Below are 15,673 nucleotides of genomic sequence, written 5' to 3'. Positions count from 1 at the left end.
CGCAAATTCTTCTTCGGGATATTAAGACATGTTCTCCGTGCTGAAATCAGACAAACCCAAAATGCCAACCGCTGACACCGCGCTTCCGGGGCGCGACGAAGCACTGCCAGTTGCCGATGCCAATATCGTCACTGGCCATCCGATGAAGGGCCCCTTCCCGGATCATCTGGAAATTGCCGTCTTTGGCATGGGATGCTTCTGGGGGGCGGAACGCTTGTTCTGGAGAGCTGAAGGCGTTTACAGCACTGCTGTTGGGTACGCCGGTGGCTTCACCAAAAACCCGACCTATCGCGAAGTTTGCAGCGGCATGACAGGCCATGCCGAAGTGGTGTTGGTCGTCTTTGATCCTGCGGTAACGTCCTATTCTGCGCTTTTGAAGCTGTTTTGGGAGAACCACGACCCGACTCAGGGGATGCGTCAGGGCAACGACATCGGCACACAGTACCGGTCCGTGATCTACACCTTTACGCCTGAACAACGGGAAGCGGCTGTTCAGTCACGTCAGGATTACAACGCCGCACTGAAAGAAGCAGGTCAAGCCGACGTGACAACCGAAATCACCGAGGCACCGGAATTCTTTTATGCCGAGGACTTCCACCAGCAATACCTTCACAAGAATCCTGATGGTTATTGCGGGCTCGGTGGAACAGGCGTTTCCTGCCCGGGTATGTAAACAGCAATCCTACTTAGCGCGATAACTTTGGTCTGCGGAAGAACGCCGTTCTTTAGACCGGCTTTCCTCCATATTCGCGGCTCAGGTCGGCGCAGACACGGCGTATTTTAAGGCCCAATTGCTCGATATGGTCGTTTGGAATACGGGCTGCAGGCCCCGAAAGTGATAATGCCGCAATTGGCAAACCCGTTTCATCACGGACGACGCCCGCCACACAACGCAGACCAACCGCATGCTCTTCATCATCAAGGGCATAACCGCGCTGACGGCAACGCTCCAGATCCTTTTCAAGAGCTTCCTGGGTTATCAGGGTTCGTTCGGTAATTTTTGGCAACCCGTGCTTTGCTACGACCGAGTGCAGTTCTTCTTCCGGCAAAAAGGCAAGCAAGGCTTTGCCAACGCCCGAGCAGTGCATCAAAGCCCGGCGGCCCGGTGTGACGAGTGCGCGCATCATTTTGCGGCATTCAACCTGCGACAGGAAGATGACCTCCCCACCGTCTGCGACAGCAAGATTGACCGTTTCACCGCTGTCTTCCATGAGTGCGCGCATATAGGGGCGCGCGATCTGGCTAAGATTGCGATTTTTGGTAAATGAATTGCCGACGCTGAAAGCCTGAACCCCGACGAACCAAAGGGTGCGCTCCCCCTCGAACGATACATAGCGTTCGTGCTGCATGGTGGTCAGCAACCGGTGTGCTGTCGAGGGCGGCAATTTCACCTGATGAGAAATTTCGGTCAGGGTCATCCCGTCTTCGCTTTCGGCAAGCGCGTTGAGGATACTTAACGCCCGTACCAGTGACTGGACTTGCTGCATTCAGCGACTACTCCCTGTGTGCGGTCGATTTGACCGACCATCATTGTCGTGTTCTCTGAATGTTAGGAGATCATTGCGCTGCTTGCACGGACTTTTGGCGGACCCAGACGAAAGTGGTGTACCCGACCAAATAGACGGTGGCAGCCCCGAAGGCACACAGCGTGCCCAAGCCAAGCCCAAGAACAGGATAACCAAGGGTTACGGCAAGGATATAAACCCAGAGCGCCCCCATTCCCCTCGGAAAGTTTCGAATAACCGTATGCACCGGTTCTGCCCCATAGGTGAAATGAAGGATCAGCATCATGGGATAGAGTGTTACGGGGAAACCTGACAACAATCCTGCCCAGCGCGGACCAATCCACGCCGCCATGCCGCTAATGACCAGAACGATGATTGCCGCCAGTGAAGCGCGAAGCAAAACAACCCGCTTGGTCAGGCGAACTCGATTGAGAATACGCACATTCTCGATCTTACGGAAAAGGATCAGTGCGACAACGATCGCAACCAGCAAAATCACCGCCGCCTGCGTCAAGCTCATCGGTGCGAGCTGAAACAACCAGGAGACAGACAGATAAGTGACAAACGCCCCGAGCGAGCTGAGCAGAATCTGTGGAAAGACAGGCAGGCGCACGCATTGGAGCGACACAATGAAATAGGCATAGAGGAAGGTTAAGGTCGCAATCAGGCCGGGCAAGGCGTACACCGCGCTTTCACTTGCGAAGGCAACACCCTGCTCGACTGCAATGAAATACAAAAGGATTGCTGTTCCCAGCGGGTAACCTGACAACACACCGGCGACACGCGGCCCTGCCCGTTCTGCAAGCATCGAAAGCCCCAGCACCGTTCCGATAGACACGGCAATTTTGGCAAGGATCAGTTCCAACAGCTTTCATCCTTCAAGGCAGCTACGATGACATTTTATCAATAAAGTGACAGCATCGTTATCTCTTTTCATGCCAAGGGGCAAGCGCAAACACCTGAGCACAAAACAAAAGAAGACGGGCACCAACACAAGGTACCCGTCTTCGTTTAGCAGATCGATATCGCCGTTTGCCTAGACGTCGACGTTCAGGCGGCAGCATTTTCCGATCGTGGTGTTTGCACGATAACCCCACGCCAGCCGAGCCCTTGATAGGTTTCGTAACCTGGCGTCAAGGCGTAGGCCACAAGGGATCCGTCTTCAAGCAGATAGGCCCCACGGGCAGGATCATCGACACGCAGATGAAATGTTTCGCTGAGCACGCCGCGATCATCGGATGCAGCAAGAACCCGATTTTTTGCGTCGATCAACATCACCCGGGTACGTTCACGTTCTTCCGCGTTGAAGTTTAACGATTTGACGATCATCGGTGCCTGGCTTTCCCAGTCAAAGAAAACCCCCAAAACACCAATCACATCGCCATCAACGGCACCGCCCCGGCGCACGGCGGTTGCATAAGTCGGTGTTGCGGCATTGTTTAACAGCGAATTGGCTGCCACATCCGCGACGGCATAATGTCCACCATCGCGACAGCGCAATGCTTCCTGAAACCAGCCCTGATCAGAAACATTTTGCCCCATGACGCGATAGGAGTCCGGGCGTCCGTTGGCAATAACGTTGCCGTTCCGATCAGCCACCCAAAGATCAAGATACACAGTATAGGAATCGAGGATCACACCGAGCCGTTCCGATGCACGCAATGCAAACGTCGGATCTTGCAGATTTTCGCAAACATCGACCACGGCTGCGTCGGTTGCCCACCAGCGCACATCGCAAGATCGTTCGTACAGGTTGCGGTCCATCAATTCGACAGAATAACGGGCAAGGTCGGCAAAACGATCACCACGAACCGTCTGCGCTGTTTTCTCCAGATCGGAGGCAAGCGTCAGAAACATGTCTTCAAGTTCTTCGGTAATCACGTTCACGCGTTGAGAGATTTCCTTGACCTCGTTGGCAACAACGCCAAACCCCCGGCCCACTTGGCCTGCGCGTGCGGCCTCGATCAACGCATTAAGTGCAAGGGTTCGTGTTGCCCGTGTAACGGCCTTGATTTCGGTAATTTTATCATTGGCTTGCCCGGAAATTGCTGTCGCAACCTGCAGAATTCTTTCTGGCATTTAAATAAAGCTCCCATATGCGCATCAGGTTTCCTCCTGGCTGCTGATCGCGTGCTTCTATTCGCCATCCATTCTGCTTGTCTTTGCAGCACTGATATCTAATAAGCCACTTATACCATTACGTAAATACAGGATTATATTCGGACCACACGGCTATCTAATTGGCGTATGCCATTTCCACCCTGACGCGAGTGAATACATCACATCAAAACCATTGATCGACACGCCGACAGTTAGCGCAGAGCGTTAAAGTACCGCGCAAACCGATGCGATGTTCAGGCTGTAAATTCGAGGATCGAATCTGCAAGCAGCTTAATCCCTGTAAGGAACAAAAGGCTGTAGCAAACCCGGTAGAACAATTTGACACTGACTTTGTCATGCGCCCACAAGCCAAGCCACGTCCCGAACAGCGCGATCGGCACGAACAAAAGTGATGTTCCGAGGTTGGATGCATCGAATTGCCCAAGCAGCGCATACGGGATCAGTTTGACGTAATTGACGACAATGAAGAACATGACTGTCGTGCCGACAAAGATCGATTTGTCCATTCGTTGCGGCAGCAGATAAACCGATACCGGTGGCCCGCCCGCGTGGGCAACGAAACTGGTGAAACCTGCCAGCGCACCAAGAACTGTACCCTTGCCAATCGTTGCCCTGCCCGGTGCACCGGTTTCCTTTCGGCCACGGAGCCAATGATCAAGGGTAAAGATGATTGCGATCATCGCGATGATCAATTTGACGGCCGCCTCGTTCAGGTAGCTGAAGGACAATGTCCCGACAAGAATGCCCAGCAATGCGGCCGGCACCAGGATTTTCATGTTCCGGCGATCCCAGCGGTTACGGTAGGCCCAGACATTTGCAAGGTCCATCAGGCACAGGATGGGAAGCATGATCGCCGCGGCGGCCTGTGGTGATACCGCCAACGCCATCAAAGGCACAGCCACAACACCGAGCCCGCCGCCAAAGCCGCTTTTTGAAACACCGGCGATCAAGACGGCGGGAATGCCGACAACATAGAAAAACGGATCCGAGATAAATTCCATCGGAAGTCCTTGTTATTTAGGGAATTCGGGGATCACGGGCAACGGATATGAACGGCGTGCGCCCCTATTCTTCAAGAAGACGCGGCATGAGCTCGACGAAGTTGCACGGCCGATGACGGATATCAAGCTGATAGGTCAGAATTTCGTCCCAGGCATCTTTGCATGCCCCGGTCGATCCGGGTAACGCAAACATATAGGTTCCCATACACACCCCCGCGGTCGCCCGTGATTGCACGGTGGATGTGCCAATTTTCTGATATGATATCCAACGGAATAGTTCGCCGAAGCCCGGGATTTCCTTTTCGTAGATTGCCCGGTGGGCTTCCACCGTCACGTCGCGCCCGGTCACGCCTGTGCCGCCCGTGGTAATGATCACATCGACATCCGGGTTTGAGCACCAAGCACCGAGCTGCTTGCGCAAGGCCAGTTGATCGTCTTTCAGGATTTTGCGCTCGTAAACGTGATGGCCCTTGGCGATGATGCGCTCACAAAGAACCTCGCCCGAGGTGTCGTTATGGAGATCGCGCGTATCGCTGACGGTCAATACGGCAATATTGATCGATACAAAGGGTTGGCTTTCGTCAATACCTGCCACGGTTATCTCCATGTCTCATGAAATGCTGTGTCAACCTAATATGCCCAGACAGGCGTGCAAGCGTTTTCACGTGCAAGAAACGCTGGCATCGCAACCCAACGAATCACGATAGAACAAAAACCGTCCGCCATTTGATATTTTATTAGCCTTACGGGCTATTTTTAAGCTTCAACTCACAATATTTTTGCACGTCAAAACGTTAGATCATTATACCTTCAATACAGACACTTAAGGACAACACCTCGCCTTATATATGATGAAAAACAAGTCAATTGGTATTACCAATTAAGGACATCTGTGTTACTTCACTTGCTGGTCCGCATTTTTACGCCTAGAAAAGCGGTAAAGGACTACCAATTTGGCGCCCTCAAAGGATGCGCCGACGAGATCGAAACGTTCGGCAGGAAACAGAGGACTCATGATGAGCGACTTTCTTTGGCAACCGACGAAAGAACGCGTTGAAAATGCAAACGTCACCCGCTTTCGCGACTGGGTGAATGAAAAGCATGCGCTTAACCTTCAGAGTTTCACCGAACTCTATGACTGGTCCGTTGCCGAGATTGAGCGTTTCTGGCCTGCTCTTATCGAATATGCCGATTTGAAAGCGGAAACATGGGGCGACCGTGTCCTGATCGACGGCAACAAAATGCCGGGCGCCCAATTCTTCCCGGATGCGCGCCTGAACTTTGCCGAGAACCTTCTGGTCCGTGATGACGACACCGACGCCCTGATCTTCTGGGGTGAAGATAAGGTGAAAAGCCGCCTATCCTGGGCGGAACTTAATATTGCGGTATCGAAATTCTCGCAGGCCCTTCGCGCAGAGGGCGTTGGCAAGGGTGATCGCGTATGCGGCTATATGCCAAACATGTCTGAAACCGTGATTGCGATGCTGGCAACGGCAGCCATCGGGGCAACGTGGTCCTCCGCCTCCCCTGATTTCGGCGTTCAGGGTGTTGTAGACCGCTTTGGCCAGATCGAACCAACCGTAATGATCACCGTTGACGGTTATCACTATAACGGCAAGCAGCACGACATCCGCGAGAAAGTCCACGATGTGGTTGAACGTATCGATAGCCTTAAGAAGGTTGTGATCGTTCCATATGCCTTCGATGGCACCAACACCACCGATATCCGCAACGCCGTGACCTATGACGACTTCATTGCCCCCTTCCGGACCGAAAAGATCGTCTTCGAACAGGTCGAGTTCAATCACCCGCTTTATGTGATGTTCTCGTCCGGCACGACGGGCAAGCCGAAATGCATTGTTCACGGCACGGGCGGAACACTGCTGAAACAGGTTTCGGAACATATCCTGCATTGTGATGTCGCGCCCGGTGATCGCGTTTTCTATTTCACCACTTGTGGCTGGATGATGTGGAACTGGTTGATGGCGGGGCTTGCGGCCGGTGCAACGCTTCTGCTTTATGATGGCTCGCCCTTCTATCCGAGCGGCAATATCCTGTTTGATTATGCCGATGCAGAAGGCATGACGCTGTTTGGCACATCTGCCAAATATATCGATGCGTTGGCCAAGGCCGAACTCAAACCGCGCGAAACACACGATCTGTCCACTGTTCGTGCGATGACCTCAACCGGCTCGCCGCTTGCGCCGGAAAGCTTCGATTACGTTTATCGCGACATCAAGGAAAACATCCATCTGGCGTCCATCTCAGGCGGTACAGATATCCTTGGCTGTTTTGTGCTGGCTTGCCCCGTCCTGCCGGTCAAACGTGGCGTCATCCAGACCCGTGCCCTTGGTGTTGCTGTCGACGTGTTTGACGACTATGGCAACTCCGTGCGGAACGAAAAAGGTGAACTGGTCTGCACCAAACCATTTCCATCCATGCCGGTCGGCTTCTGGAACGACCCGGATGGTTCGCGGTATCACAGCGCCTATTTTGACCGGTTTGATAACATCTGGTGCCATGGCGACTATGTCGAGCTTGATGATGATGGCGGCATGGTCATTTATGGGCGTTCGGATGCGACCCTTAACCCCGGCGGCGTTCGTATCGGCACGGCAGAGATTTATCGTCAGGTAGAAAAACTACCTGAAATTCAGGAATCGATTGTGATCGGCCAGGACTGGGATAATGACGTTCGGGTGATCCTGTTTGTTGTGCTCCGCGACAATTACGAATTGGATACCGCACTGATCGACAAGATCAAGAAGCAGATCCGCAACAACTGCACCCCACGCCACGTCCCTGCCAAGGTGCTTGCGGTTGCCGATATCCCGCGGACAAAATCGGGGAAAATTACCGAACTTGCTGTTCGTGATGTTGTCCACGGACGGCCGGTAAAAAATCAGGAAGCCTTGGCCAACCCGACGGCACTGGAACTGTTTTCGAACCTGTCGGAACTGAAAACCTGATCAAGACAAGCCCCGCTTCGAGATGCGGGGCTTTTTCGTGCCGATCCGGTTTTGCAAGATGCTAGGCCGCGATGCTTAGCGAATGCGGCTCCCGATTCCGCAGTGCAACGATGCGTATTTTTTAAACAGTGTGAACTAATGCACTTTTTTTGATCATGACCGATTGTTTGGTGAAAAAAAGTTCGTGCAATTTTCGGTCTTGTCGGTGATCAGAACGAAACTACCACTAGGTTATTGAATATATGAGACAAACGAAGTTTCGTATATTTTATGTGATCGCATCTCCGCGCGATATAACCGCAGAAAAAGCCTCAATTTTTAGGCAGCACCGCAGGTTCTAATGTTGCCAAATTTTTTTCACACTTGACACAAGGCGGCCTAAAATTTCTTAATTTGGCGGTCCGATCTTTTTCGGACAGATGGATATGCGGCTGTGCATATCCAGGGTGGCACAAAAGCTAAAAACAATGCTTTGCTAATAAGGGAGCTATCTTATGAAAATCCAGACGATCCTTGCCGCTGGCGCAATGACCGTTGCAGCCGTTGCCGCGCAGAACGCACAGGCAGGTGCCGTGCTTGACGGCATCAAGGCCAAAGGTTTCGTTCAGTGCGGCGTGAACACCGGTCTTCCGGGTTTCTCCGCTGCCAATGCCGAAGGTAAATGGGAAGGTATTGACGTTGACGTCTGCCGTGCAACCGCTGCTGCACTTCTTGGCGACGCGAACGCTGTTCAGTACACCCCGCTGACCGCAGCACAGCGCTTCACGGCTCTGCAGTCCGGTGAAATCGACATCCTGTCGCGTAACACCACTGCAACCACCACCCGTGATGCGAAACTGGGTCTGACCTTTGTCGGCATCAACTACTATGACGGTCAGGGCTTCCTGATCCCGAAAGCTCTTGGCGTTTCCAGCGCAACCGAGCTTGACGGTGCGACCGTCTGCGTTGAGCCGGGCACCACGACCGAGCTGAACCTCGCTGACTACTTCCGCGCCAAAGGCATGTCCTTCGAGCCGGTCGTTATCGAGAACATCAACGAAGCAACCGCTGCCTTCTTCTCTGGCCGTTGCGACGTTTACACCACCGATGCTTCGGGTCTTGCTTCCATCCGTACCCAGATGGCTGAAAATCCGGCTGACTATGTGATCCTGCCGGAAATCATCTCCAAAGAGCCGCTCGGCCCGGTTGTCGCCCAGGGCGACGAACAGTGGTCGGACATCGTTCGCTGGGCTTTTGCTGCAATGGTTGAAGCAGAAGAATATGGCGTCACCATGGAAAATGTTGACGACATGAAAGCAAACAGCACCAACCCGGGTATCCAGCGTCTTCTTGGCGTTTCGCCGGGCATGGGTGAAGCTCTTGGTCTTGACGAAGCTTGGGCATACAACATCATCAAGCAGGTTGGTAACTATGGCGAAAGCTATGAGAAAAACGTTACCGCCAAGCTCGGTCTTGAGCGTGGTCTGAACGCTCTGTGGACCGATGGTGGCCTGCAGTACGCATGGCCGGTTCGCTAATCGCTAGCAAACCGACTGCCTAAACCTACGAAGCTCCGCCCCACTGCCTAAACGCATGGGCGGAGCTTTTCGTTAGGTGCTTGCTGATTTTGGATACAATCTACACCTGAGGGTCATATGAGTAAGCCTCAAAATGCCCCGGGGGATGTTCGTTCCAAGGGCCTCGTTGATTATCTCAATGACGAAAACGTCCGTGCGGTGCTTTATCAAGTCGTCGCAATTGGACTGATCGTTCTTGCGGGCTGGTACCTGGTGTCCAACACCTTGTACAACCTTGAACAACAGAACATCTCAACCGGTTACGGGTTCCTTGATCTTGAAGCTTCCTTCGAGATCAGTGAAACCATGATCGATTACAGCGCCCAAAGCGACTATGCGACGGCGTTGATGGTCGGTCTTCTGAACACTGTGAAGGTGTCACTGCTTGGGATCATTTTGTGTACGATTATCGGGACAATCTTTGGCGTTGCGCGCCTGTCCTCGAACTGGATCGTTCGCAAACTTGCGACTGTGTATGTTGAAACGTTCCGGAACATTCCGGTCCTGTTGCAACTGTTCTTCTGGTACGCACTTATTCCAAGCGCTTTCCCGCATCCACGCGACGCGCTGGAGCCTCTACCCGGTGTTTTGCTGACGTCGCGCGGTATGTATTTGCCGGTGCCGGAACCTGATAACGCCTATACCCTTATGACCATTGCGGCCGTGATTGCCTGCGTTGTGATCTATTTCGTCAAGAAATGGGCCAAGAAACGCCAGGACGCCACAGGTCAACCCTTCCCGATGCTTCTTGCCGGGATCGGTATTTTCGTCGGTCTCGTTCTGGCTGCCTATCTGGCAGGTGGCGCTCCGACCGACATGAGCATGCCGGCCCTCAAAGGCTTTAACATTCAGGGTGGCTACAACATTTCGCCTGAATTCATGGCGGTTCTGATCGGGCTTACGGTTTACACCTCGACCTATGTTGCCGAGGTTGTTCGTTCCGGTATTCAGGCTGTTCCGAATGGCCAGTGGGAAGCTGCCGACAGTTTGGGCATTCGCCGTTCTATTGCGCTTCGCAAGGTGATCCTGCCGCAATCCATGCGTGTCGCGATCCCGCCACTGACCAACCAGTATCTTAACCTGACCAAGAACAGCTCATTGGCTGTTGCCGTCGGTTATCCGGATCTGGTTTCTGTTTCCAACACGACCATGAACCAGACAGGTCAGGCGATTGAGGCCATCTCGATCTTCATGTCGATCTATCTTGGTTTGTCCTTGTTGACCTCGCTCTTTATGAACTGGTTCAACAAGAAAATGGCACTGGTGGAGAGGTAACATGTCAGAAAACGCAAAATTACCTCCTCTTCCGACCGGCACCTTTTCCGAGCGTGCCGTGGCATGGTCGAAAAAGAACCTGTTTGACGGATGGTTCAATACCCTCCTGACCCTTGGTTCGATCGCATTTCTCGTTTGGCTGATCCCGCCAATCGTCGAGTGGGCCATCATCAATGCGACGTTGGCGCCGTCAATTGAGGCCTGCGCGGAAGCGACAGGTGCCTGCTGGGGGTTCGTTAATGCCAATTTACGACTGATCCTGTTTGGCACCTACCCGTTTGAAGAACAGTGGCGGCCGCTTCTTGCCATGATCCTTCTGATGGGCATCATTTGCGGCAGTCTGGGTGCGGTTAAGTATCCGAGCCTGCGCAAGGCAATCATTCCGATGTGGGTCATTGGTGTGCCGATTATTGCCATCCTCATGTGGGGTGGTGTGTTTGGCCTTACCTATGTCCAGAACAGCTATTGGGGTGGCTTGCCGCTGACCCTGATCCTGTCCTCGATCGGTGTGATCTTTGCTTTCCCGTTCGGGCTGCTGCTGGCGCTTGGTCGTCAGTCGCACATGCCGGCCATCAAAACCGTTTCCGTGGTGTACATCGAAGTCATTCGTGGTGTGCCGCTGATTACGGTTCTGTTTATGGCATCGGTTATGTTCCCGCTGTTCCTGCCAGATGGGGTTACCATCGACAAGCTGCTGCGCGCGCAGATCGGTATTATCCTGTTTACCGCCGCCTACCTCGCCGAGGTATTCCGTGGAGGTCTGCAGGCCGTTCCGCGTGGTCAGTTTGAGGCTGGTGACAGTCTTGCGCTGTCTTATTGGCAGTCGATGCGTCTGATCATTTTGCCGCAGGCACTGCGTCTGGTGATCCCGCCGACCGTCAACAGCTTTATCTCCATGTTCAAGGACACCACACTGGTCGTGATTATCGGCCTGTTTGACTTCCTTGGCACGGTGAAGCTGGCACTGCGCAGTGACCCGGCCTGGACCAAATATTACGTCGAAGGTTACGCCTTCGCCGCGGCAATATTCTTCCTGATCTGTTTCTCGATGGCGAAATATTCCGCCTATCTTGAAAAAGAGCTTCGCAAAGGCGAACAAAGGTAAGGAGTGAGGAAAAAACAATGACTGTAGCAACTGAACCCACTACCGGCGCTGTGCCTCCTCCGTCCAAAGAGGATGTCATCACCGTCAACAAGATGAACAAATGGTATGGCAATTTCCATGTTCTTCAGGATATTGACCTGTCTGTTCGCAAAGGTGAGCGTATCGTTATCTGCGGCCCGTCCGGCTCAGGTAAATCGACGCTGATCCGCACCCTGAACCGCCTTGAAACCTATCAAAGCGGTGAAGTTTACGTCGACGGCATCTTGCTTGGCGACGATGTCAAAAACATCGAAGCCGTGCGCCGCGAAGTCTGCATGGTGTTCCAGCACTTCAACCTTTTCCCACACATGACCGTGCTGGAAAACCTGACGCTGGCCCCGATCTGGGTTCGCAAGATGCCCAAGAAGCAAGCCAACGAACTGGCCATGCACTACCTTGAGCGTGTGCGAATTGCCGAGCAGGCCCACAAATTCCCGGGTCAGCTTTCCGGCGGTCAGCAGCAGCGTGTGGCGATTGCCCGTTCGCTCTGCATGCAGCCGAAAATTATGCTGTTTGATGAACCGACCTCAGCACTTGACCCGGAAATGGTCAAGGAAGTTCTCGACGTGATGGTCGAACTCGCCAAGGAAGGTATGACCATGCTTTGTGTGACCCACGAGATGGGCTTCGCCAAAGAGGTTGCTGACCGTGTGATCTTTATGGACGCTGGCCAGATCGTCGAAATGGCTGGTCCGAAGGAGTTCTTTGATAACCCGAAAAGCGATCGTACAAAGCTGTTCCTCAGCCAGATACTGTCGCATTAATCGGTTATCAAACACCCGATCTTTGCAAAACGGCCCCCATTTGCGGGGCCGTTTTCATTTTTGTAAAAATGATCCTTGCCCAGACCATCGCAATTGCCGAAACTCGGCCCAACACGTTCATCATCCGGATTGCCAATGACCACGCCTGAAACCAGCTCCGCGACCCATCCGGCCTTTATCTCGGTTGAAAATCTCAGCAAACGGTTTGGCGACAAGCTTGCCCTTGATGATGTCAGCTTGCATCTTCCGAAGGGCGAAACCATGGCCATTATTGGTCCGTCTGCCGCAGGCAAAAGTGTCCTGATGAAATGCCTAGTTGGGATTTACGGGGCCGATGCTGGCAAGATCCTGTTGGATGGCGATGATGTCAGTCAAACCAATGCACCGAAACGCGCCGCATGGGCGGAACGCATTGGCATGCTGTTTCAACAAAATGCACTGTTTGACAGTCTGAAGGTTTGGGAAAACATCTGCTTTCGTCAGATCGAAACCGGTACTCTCAGTCGCAAGGAGGCCCGGGAACGTGCCCTTGATCTATTGGGCCTTGTCGGTCTGGCATCGGAAAGTGCGGATCTGACGCCAAGTGATCTGTCTGGCGGCATGCAAAAACGCGTTGGTGTCGCAAGGGCGATTTCCACCGACCCGGCGATCCTGTTGCTGGACAATCCGACCGCCGGGCTTGATCCGGTTCTGTCGAACCATATCGAACGCATGATTGGCAAGATAGCAGAACAACGCGGGACCACGGTGATATCAATCACCAACGACATGCAGATTGCCCGCACCCGTTATCAGAACCTGATGATGATGCATGACGGCAAAGTCTATTGGGCGGGTAAAACCAAAGATATCGATGACGCACATAATGCACATCTGACCCAGATGCTGAATGGATCCTCACAGGGCCCGATCACCATGCGAACCGGCAAACGCGAAGACCACGTCTATAGCTAACGGCGCAAACACCCTGCCCCGTGCCGGATCTAGTTGGCTGTATAGACCGAAACGTCGGCTTCGCGGATCACATCCGCCCAAACCGGCCCCGGATGACGATCAGTAAACAGAGCGTCGATTTCGGAAAGATGTCCCAGGCGCACCATCGCACGACGACCAAACTTCGATGCATCCGTGCACAGGAATGTTTGGCGTGCGTTTGAAATAATCGCCCGCGCGACGCGCACTTCACGATAATCAAAATCCATTAGGCTACCATCTTCATCCACGCCGGATATCCCGACAATTGCGTAATCGACCTTGAACTGGTTGATGAAATCAATGGTGGCCTCGCCGATGACACCAAAATCGCGCTGTCGCACAACCCCGCCGGCAATGATCACTTCAAAGCCCTGATTGGCAGCACAGATTTCTGCAACATGCAGGTTATTGGTAATGATCTTAAGGCTTTTATGACCCAGAAGCGCATGTGCGACTTCTTCGTTGGTTGTTCCGATATTGATAAACAGAGACGCGCCTTCAGGGATATGTTGCGCCACCAGCTTTGCAATCTCACGCTTGCTGCCAAGGTTCAGAACCTGACGGTCGGTATAGGCGGTATTTTCGGTGGTTGAGACACTGGCAGCACCGCCGTGATAGCGGGCAATCAGACCTTCTTCGGCCATTTCATTGATGTCGCGTCGGATGGTTTGTGGCGTGACAGAAAAATGTTCAGCAAGGGTATCAATTGTCATAAAGCTGTTGGAGGCGACAAGCTCCAAAATCTCTCTACGACGCCGATCCAGTTTCCCCATGCCTCTCTCCTTCTGTTTTCAATTTTCATCTTTATTGGAAAATTTTCATTCCTGATCAAAATGCTTTCTCTTGAGCCATTTGGCAAGCCTTGTCCGCCGAAAGCAAATGCACGCAGAATGCCGGCGGCGAACTTCGTTAAGAGCAGAAAACAAAAAAGCCGGGTTTCATCCCCGGCTTTTTGCTTTTGACTTGGTGACAATCACGCCTTTTTGCGTGCCACGATCCGTTCCCGTACAGCTGGTTCGGTCCCTGTCGGATCGGCATCCCCCTCGCCAATCACAATCGCTTCACGCAGCAAGGCGGTTGCTTCTTCAAGCTGTGCCTCGTCACGGGTATGGGCCAGGCAAATTGGTGTTTCAGCCGAGACCGGCTGTCCAACCTTGATAAAATCGGTAAAGCCAACCGCAAAGTCGATCTTCTGATCTGCCCGCGTGCGCCCACCTTTAAGCGACACCAGCGCAAGACCGACCTTTCTGGCATCCATTGAGAGAACACGGCCGGTCTTGGCGGTCGTTACCGTGTTGATCATCGGGGCGGCTTCAAGATACTTGTTGGTGTTTTCGACAAAGTCCGCAGGACCACCAAGACTTGATACCATCTTGCCAAAGGTCTCGGCTGCCTTGCCGCTCTCAAGCGCCTCTGTGGCCATACGCAGGCCGTCGGAAACATCGGCCGCCACACCACTCACGGTCAGCATTTCTACCGCCAGCGTCATGGTGACGTCATAGACACGTTGCTCCTGATGCTTGCCGGTCAGGAAGTCGATCGCTTCCTGCATTTCGAGTGCATTGCCAACTGTGTCACCCAGCACCTGTTCCATATCGGTCAGAAGTGCGACCGTGGGAACACCGTTGCGGGTGGCAACTTCGGTGATGCTTTCGGCCAGTTCGCGGGCGCGCTCATACTCGTTCATAAAGGCGCCAGAGCCGAATTTCACATCCATGACAAGGCTATCAAGCCCGGCTGCCAGTTTCTTTGACAGGATGGACGCCGTGATCAAAGGGATGCTCTCAACCGTCGCAGTCACGTCGCGAATGCCATAAAACCGTTTGTCCGCCGGTGCCAGATCGGCTGTCTGGCCGATAATCGCGCAGCCGACTTCACGGGTGACCTTGGCGAATTCGTCAAGACTTGGTGTGGTGCGATAGCCCGGAATGGAATCAAACTTGTCAAGCGTCCCGCCCGTATGGCCAAGGCCACGGCCGGAAATCATCGGCACGAACGCTCCGCAGGCGCCAACAATCGGCCCCAGCATCAGGCTTACCTTGTCACCAACGCCACCGGTCGAATGCTTGTCCACCACCGGTCCATCAAGGCCAAGCGCCTTCCAGTCCAGAACCGTACCGCTATCGCGCATGTTGCGCGTAAGCGCCGCGCGTTCGTCCATGGTCATTCCATTAAAGAACACTGCCATGGCAAGGGCGGCGACCTGCCCTTCGCTGATGCTGTTATCGGTGATGCCCTTGACGAAAAAGGCAATCTCAGCGTCTGTCAGAACTTCGCCTTCGCGTTTCCGGCGAATGATTTCTTGGGGCAGCATGTGCTGTCTCCTGCGCACGTGTCGTTAATTCAAATTAGCAGCCTCGAAG

Annotated in this window: 14 protein-coding genes; 7 read left to right on the top strand and 7 right to left on the bottom strand. The window is 53.4% G+C overall.

The annotated features are described in order from the left end of the window. Positions 1 to 28 precede the first annotated feature (28 nt). Entirely contained in the window at positions 29 to 673 is a 645-nt protein-coding gene (msrA, locus tag FHI25_RS10465; protein WP_210517569.1) for a peptide-methionine (S)-S-oxide reductase MsrA, read from the top strand. Between the two features lie 52 nt (positions 674 to 725). Here msrA and FHI25_RS10460 read toward each other — a convergent pair whose 3' ends face one another. From FHI25_RS10460 to moaB, 5 genes are all read right to left on the bottom strand, one after another. Continuing rightward, positions 726 to 1,487, bottom strand: coding sequence for an IclR family transcriptional regulator C-terminal domain-containing protein (locus FHI25_RS10460; RefSeq protein ID WP_008890731.1), 762 nt, complete (start codon positions 1,485 to 1,487; stop codon positions 726 to 728). Between the two features lie 70 nt (positions 1,488 to 1,557). After that, a complete protein-coding gene (locus FHI25_RS10455; protein ID WP_210517566.1) occupies positions 1,558 to 2,370 on the bottom strand; it encodes a hypothetical protein in 813 nt (270 codons plus the stop codon). 185 nt (positions 2,371 to 2,555) lie between these two features. Further along, positions 2,556 to 3,584 (bottom strand): methyl-accepting chemotaxis protein, encoded by a 1,029-nt coding sequence (locus tag FHI25_RS20730; RefSeq protein WP_210517563.1) that lies wholly within the window; start codon positions 3,582 to 3,584, stop codon positions 2,556 to 2,558. 275 nt (positions 3,585 to 3,859) lie between these two features. Further along, positions 3,860 to 4,627, bottom strand: coding sequence for a sulfite exporter TauE/SafE family protein (locus FHI25_RS10445; protein ID WP_197147550.1), 768 nt, complete (start codon positions 4,625 to 4,627; stop codon positions 3,860 to 3,862). Positions 4,628 to 4,691: 64 nt separating this feature from the next. Beyond that, positions 4,692 to 5,222, bottom strand: coding sequence for a molybdenum cofactor biosynthesis protein B (moaB, locus tag FHI25_RS10440; RefSeq protein ID WP_040823811.1), 531 nt, complete (start codon positions 5,220 to 5,222; stop codon positions 4,692 to 4,694). Between the two features lie 421 nt (positions 5,223 to 5,643). Between moaB and FHI25_RS10435 the strand changes: the two genes are divergently transcribed. The 6 genes from FHI25_RS10435 to FHI25_RS10410 all read left to right on the top strand — a co-directional run bounded on the left by FHI25_RS10435 (position 5,644) and on the right by FHI25_RS10410 (position 13,289). Next, on the top strand, positions 5,644 to 7,596 hold the full coding sequence (locus tag FHI25_RS10435) for an acetoacetate--CoA ligase (protein ID WP_210518275.1): 1,953 nt from the start codon (positions 5,644 to 5,646) through the stop codon (positions 7,594 to 7,596). 494 nt (positions 7,597 to 8,090) lie between these two features. Further along, positions 8,091 to 9,113 carry an amino acid ABC transporter substrate-binding protein gene (locus tag FHI25_RS10430; protein WP_063089710.1) on the top strand — a complete coding sequence of 341 codons (1,023 nt, stop codon included), beginning with the start codon at positions 8,091 to 8,093 and terminating at the stop codon, positions 9,111 to 9,113. 117 nt (positions 9,114 to 9,230) lie between these two features. Next, positions 9,231 to 10,427: an amino acid ABC transporter permease gene (locus FHI25_RS10425; protein WP_210517560.1), complete on the top strand. Its 1,197-nt coding sequence runs from the start codon at positions 9,231 to 9,233 to the stop codon at positions 10,425 to 10,427. A 1-nt stretch (position 10,428) separates the two neighbouring features. Then, entirely contained in the window at positions 10,429 to 11,532 is a 1,104-nt protein-coding gene (locus tag FHI25_RS10420; protein ID WP_063089713.1) for an amino acid ABC transporter permease, read from the top strand. 17 nt (positions 11,533 to 11,549) lie between these two features. After that, positions 11,550 to 12,335 carry an amino acid ABC transporter ATP-binding protein gene (locus tag FHI25_RS10415; RefSeq protein WP_040823744.1) on the top strand — a complete coding sequence of 262 codons (786 nt, stop codon included), beginning with the start codon at positions 11,550 to 11,552 and terminating at the stop codon, positions 12,333 to 12,335. Positions 12,336 to 12,470: 135 nt separating this feature from the next. Then, entirely contained in the window at positions 12,471 to 13,289 is an 819-nt protein-coding gene (locus FHI25_RS10410) for an ATP-binding cassette domain-containing protein (RefSeq protein WP_063089715.1), read from the top strand. Positions 13,290 to 13,318: 29 nt separating this feature from the next. On the opposite strand, the gene FHI25_RS10405 is transcribed toward FHI25_RS10410, so the two are convergent. After that, complete coding sequence (locus FHI25_RS10405; protein WP_008890742.1) at positions 13,319 to 14,083, bottom strand: DeoR family transcriptional regulator; 765 nt, start codon at positions 14,081 to 14,083, stop codon at positions 13,319 to 13,321. A 200-nt stretch (positions 14,084 to 14,283) separates the two neighbouring features. After that, positions 14,284 to 15,624, bottom strand: a complete 1,341-nt coding sequence (gene deoA / locus FHI25_RS10400; RefSeq protein WP_210517557.1) for a thymidine phosphorylase — start codon at positions 15,622 to 15,624, stop codon at positions 14,284 to 14,286. Positions 15,625 to 15,673: the final 49 nt, after the last annotated feature.

The organism is Thalassospira sp. ER-Se-21-Dark, assembly GCF_017922435.1.
Classification (GTDB): domain Bacteria; phylum Pseudomonadota; class Alphaproteobacteria; order Rhodospirillales; family Thalassospiraceae; genus Thalassospira.
Note: the sequence above shows the minus strand (reverse complement) of the source record. Positions and strands in the feature narration are given on the sequence as shown.